The 4,026-nt window shown below is 73.2% G+C and carries 4 protein-coding genes and 1 tRNA gene; 3 read left to right on the forward strand and 2 right to left on the reverse strand.

Annotated features, from left to right (window positions below):
• Together E1258_RS30665 and E1258_RS30670 are read left to right on the forward strand one after the other, a co-directional pair.
• Positions 1-221, forward strand: a 221-nt coding sequence (locus E1258_RS30665) for a ricin-type beta-trefoil lectin domain protein (RefSeq protein ID WP_165949945.1), incomplete at its 5' end; no start/stop codon positions are given.
• A 262-nt stretch (positions 222-483) separates the two neighbouring features.
• The gene (locus E1258_RS30670) at positions 484-1,494 is read left to right on the forward strand and encodes a sugar phosphate isomerase/epimerase (RefSeq protein ID WP_132407244.1); all 1,011 of its coding nucleotides are present in this window, start codon (positions 484-486) and stop codon (positions 1,492-1,494) included.
• 87 nt (positions 1,495-1,581) lie between these two features.
• Here the strand turns inward: E1258_RS30670 and E1258_RS30675 are convergent, their stop codons facing one another.
• Both E1258_RS30675 and E1258_RS30680 read right to left on the reverse strand, forming a co-directional pair.
• On the reverse strand, positions 1,582-2,766 hold the full coding sequence (locus E1258_RS30675; protein ID WP_132407248.1) for an ROK family transcriptional regulator: 1,185 nt from the start codon (positions 2,764-2,766) through the stop codon (positions 1,582-1,584).
• Positions 2,767-3,031: 265 nt separating this feature from the next.
• Positions 3,032-3,442, reverse strand: coding sequence for a hypothetical protein (locus E1258_RS30680; protein WP_132407246.1), 411 nt, complete (start codon positions 3,440-3,442; stop codon positions 3,032-3,034).
• Between the two features lie 287 nt (positions 3,443-3,729).
• On the opposite strand from E1258_RS30680, the gene E1258_RS30685 reads away from it, so the two are divergent.
• Positions 3,730-3,802: transfer RNA gene (locus E1258_RS30685), tRNA-Asn, on the forward strand.
• Positions 3,803-4,026: the final 224 nt, after the last annotated feature.

Below are 4,026 nucleotides of genomic sequence, written 5' to 3' on the forward strand. Positions count from 1 at the left end.
TGGACGTCAACGGCGGTTCCTCGGCTGACGGGGCGAAGGTGCAGCTCTGGACCTGCAACGGCGGTGGCGCGCAGCGGTGGTCGGCGCAGTCCGACGGGAGCCTGCGCAACACGCAGTCGGGCAAGTGCCTGGACGTCTCGGGCAACAGTTCCGCCGATGGCACGGCCGTGAACCAGTGGTCCTGCCACGGCGGGGCCAACCAGAAGTGGACCCTGCCCTAGCTAGGTGCAAGGAAGGGCCCCTTGTTATCGCATTCTGTTGCACAGGGGGCCCTTCCTAACCGCGCGGGGCAGCCATAGAGTGAGCGTCGGCGACCGTACGCGGTTGCCGGTGACCCGGCGGGAGGCGCAACCCGCTGGGCCCAGGCGCTCGCCCGCGCCCACCGGCACCCCGCCCCGGCCGCCGCGCACCGGCCCGGCCCGGTCACCCTCGCCCCGGTCAGCACACGGAATCCCCCATCAACACGACAGGGGAGTAGGACTCATGGCGCGACCCATCACGCTCTTCACCGGCCAGTGGGCCGATCTTCCGTTCGACGAGGTCTGCCGGCTCGCCTCCGAGTGGGGCTACGACGGGCTGGAGATCGCCTGCTGGGGCGACCACTTCGAGGTCGACAGGGCCCTCGCCGACGAGTCGTACGTCGACCGCAAGCTCCAGACCCTCGCCAAGCACAACCTGAAGGTCTTCACGATCTCCAACCACCTGGTCGGCCAGGCCGTCTGCGACCACCCGATCGACGAGCGGCACCAGGGCATCCTGCCCGCCCGGATCTGGGGCGACGGCGAGCCGGAGGGGGTCCGCCAGCGGGCCGCCGAGGAGATCAAGGACACCGCCCGGGCGGCGGCGAAGCTTGGCGTGGACACGGTCGTCGGGTTCACCGGCTCGTCGATCTGGCACACCCTGGCGATGTTCCCGCCGGTGCCGCCGGAGATGATCGAGCGGGGGTACGCCGACTTCGCCGACCGGTGGAACCCGATCCTGGACGTCTTCGACGAGGTGGGCGTGCGCTTCGCCCACGAGGTGCACCCCAGCGAGATCGCGTACGACTACTGGACGACGAAGCGGACCCTGGAGGCGATCGGGCACCGGCCCGCGTTCGGGCTGAACTGGGACCCGTCGCACTTCGTCTGGCAGGAGCTGGACCCGGTGAACTTCATCTTCGACTTCGCCGACCGGATCTACCACGTCGACTGCAAGGACGCGAAGGTGCGCACCGGCGACGGCCGGCGTGGCCGGCTGGCGTCCCACCTGCCCTGGGCCGATCTGCGCCGGGGCTGGGACTTCGTCTCCACGGGCCACGGCGACGTGCCGTGGGAGGACTGCTTCCGGGCGCTGAACGCCATCGGGTACACCGGGCCCATCTCCGTGGAGTGGGAGGACGCCGGGATGGACCGGCTGGTGGGTGCGCCCGAGGCGTTGCAGTTCGTCCGGCGGCTCGCCTTCGACGCCCCGTCCGCCGCCTTCGACGCGGCGTTCAGCAGCAACCGGGACTGAGTCCGTCGCCGGCTCCGGTCGGACCCCGCGCGGGGTCCGACCGGAGCGCCGCCCGCCCCGGGCCGGCCGGTCAGCGCCGTGCGCCGGTCAGGGCGCGGCGTAGACGCCGTCGCTGACCAGGCGGGCCGCCCCCACCACGCCGGCGGTGTCGCCCAGGTCGGACAGGACGATCGGCAGGCTGCCGGTGGCCAGCGGCGGTGACCGCCGGTAGACCACCGACCGGATCTCGGCGAGCATCGTCGGCCCGAGGCCCACGGGGGCTCCGCCGATGATCACGATGCCGGGGTTGACGAAGTTGACCAGCCCGACCAGGACGCGGCCGAGCCGCCGGGCCGCCTCGCGGACCAGCGCCTGTGCGGCGGCGTCGCCAACGACCGCCGCCCGCCCCACGTCCGCCACGGTGAGCGCGCCCGTCTCGGCCAGCCCGACGGCGAGCGCCGCTGACCGCCCGGCGTCGACCGCCGCGAGCGCCTCTCGGACCAGGGCCTCGTCCGAGGAGTACGCCTCCAGGCAGCCGGTCTCGCCGCAGGCACAGGTGGGGCCCTCTTCGTCGAGCCGCAGGTGGGCGATGCCGCCCGCGCCGCTGGTGGCGCCCCGGTGCAGCGTCCCGCCGAGCACCAGGCCGCAGCCGATGGCGGTGCCGAGCTTCACGTACAGGAAATCGTCGAAGGCGCGACCGGTGCCGGCGTGCTGCTCGCCGAGCGCCATCGCGTTGGCATCGTTGTCGACCAGCACCGGGCAGCCCAGCTCCGCGGCGACCGCGTCGCGGACGCCGTACCCGTGCCAGCCCGGCAGGGCCGGCGGGGAGATCGGGGCCCCCTCGCGGAACGCGACCGGGGCGGGCAGGCCCACCCCCACCCCGGTCAGCCGGCCCAGGCCCAGGTTCGCGCGGATCTTGCCGAGCAGTTCGAGCGTACGGGCGATGGTCGGTTCCGGGCCGAGGCGGACGTCGACGGGCTCGCGGTGCCGGGCCAGGACGCTCAGTTCCCCGTCGGTGATCGCGACGTCGATCTCCCGGGGGCCGATCGTGATCCCGGCGAAGCGGACGCCGCCGGCGATGCGCAGCAGCGAGGAACGGCGACCGCCCCGGGACGCGGCCGGGCCGGCGGTCTCCACCAGGCGCAGGGCGATCAGGCGGTCGAGCTCCGCGACGAGCCGCGCCCGGGTGAGCCCCGCGGCGTCGCCGAGCTCGACCCGGGATCGCGGGCCGTCGTCGCGGAGCAACCGGAGCAGCCGGGCCTGGTCGGCGTTCTCCGGGCCGTCGTACGTCATCATGACCACCTCCGTCCGGCATCCTCTCCCGTCGTCCCTCGGCTGCGACTGTCGAGGGTGGCAACGAGTGCCAGGTCACCCCGGACGCGGGGCGGGGCCGCGCCCGGTCACCCCGGCGCGGCCCCCGTTCGGTCGGCTGCTGCCGCCACGTGGCGACGAGTGTCGCGCCGATGCGGGCTGGGAGGGGTGGCGGCGACGAGGGCTGACGGGCCGACGGCAAGCGGGCCGGCCACCCGAAGGTGGCCGGCCCGCTACGAACCGTGGGTCAGAGCGTGCTGCCGTTGGTGCCCGTGCCGGACGGCTTGGTCCGGGCCGGGCTGCTGCTCGTGGTCGAACCCGTCGAGTTGGTGCTGGCCGGGCCGCTGCCCGTCTTCGCGCCGACCGTCGCCGGGGTGCCCGAGAACGGCTTGTCGGCGGCGGTCAGCTCGTGCTTGCCGCTGTCACCGCCGTTGTTGCTCAACTTCTCACCGAGCCTGGACTGGCTCAGCTTGTCCCTGCCCTCGCTGTAGAGCCGGTTGGCCTGGGCCTGCGCGACGCCGGCCGCCTCCTGGACGGTCGGGTGGTCGAGCACCTTGCGGCCCCGGACGACCAACTCCTCGTACTTCTCCCGGCCGGCACGGGCGCCCAGGACGAATCCCGCAGCCAGCCCGCCAAGAAACATGATCTTTCCGCGCATGGCGGCTCCTTCCGTACCTGACGCGCCGTCGCCTCCCCGGGGCGGACCCCGTGGGCGACGAGCATCTCGCGCCTACGTCCTCTGTCGGCAGCTAACTACCCATCCTCCTCCGCGCTCATGCCTGGTTGTGCCCGGATGGCGAATTGTCTGGTTGCCGGGCGCTTCGGATGTTCCCGGTCCGGGGTGGGCCCCGCCTCGCAACCCGCTGGACCAAACCCCGGGGGAGTCCTGTACTCTTGTGCCGTCGCCGCGGGCGTCGGAGAGATCTGATCCCGGGTGACGAGCGATCCCCCGTAGCTCAATTGGCAGAGCAGCCGGCTGTTAACCGGCAGGTTTTTGGTTCGAGTCCAAACGGGGGAGCTCGCAGCGAGAGGGCCCGTCGGCGTCAGCCGGCGGGCCCTCTCGCTGCGCCTGTGGTGCAAGGAAGGGCCCCTTGTTAACGCCTCCGGTAGAAAAGGGTGCCCCTCTCACCGCCCGGCCCCGGCCCCGGCCAGCGCGACGGCGCGGCGCGGCGCGACCGGGGGCCGTGCGGCGCGACCGGGGGCCGGGGCGAAGGCGATGGTGGGGGCATCAGGCGTTTCGGC

Origin of the sequence: Micromonospora sp. KC207 (assembly GCF_004348615.1) — a bacterium.
Lineage (GTDB): Bacteria > Actinomycetota > Actinomycetes > Mycobacteriales > Micromonosporaceae > Micromonospora.

Coding starts and splice junctions, on each gene's coding strand:
- E1258_RS30680 (WP_132407246.1), bottom strand. CDS start 3,442: ATGCGCGGAAAGATCATGTTTCTTGGCGGGCTGGCTGCGGGATTCGTC.
- E1258_RS30675 (WP_132407248.1), bottom strand. CDS start 2,766: ATGACGTACGACGGCCCGGAGAACGCCGACCAGGCCCGGCTGCTCCGG.
- E1258_RS30670 (WP_132407244.1), top strand. CDS start 484: ATGGCGCGACCCATCACGCTCTTCACCGGCCAGTGGGCCGATCTTCCG.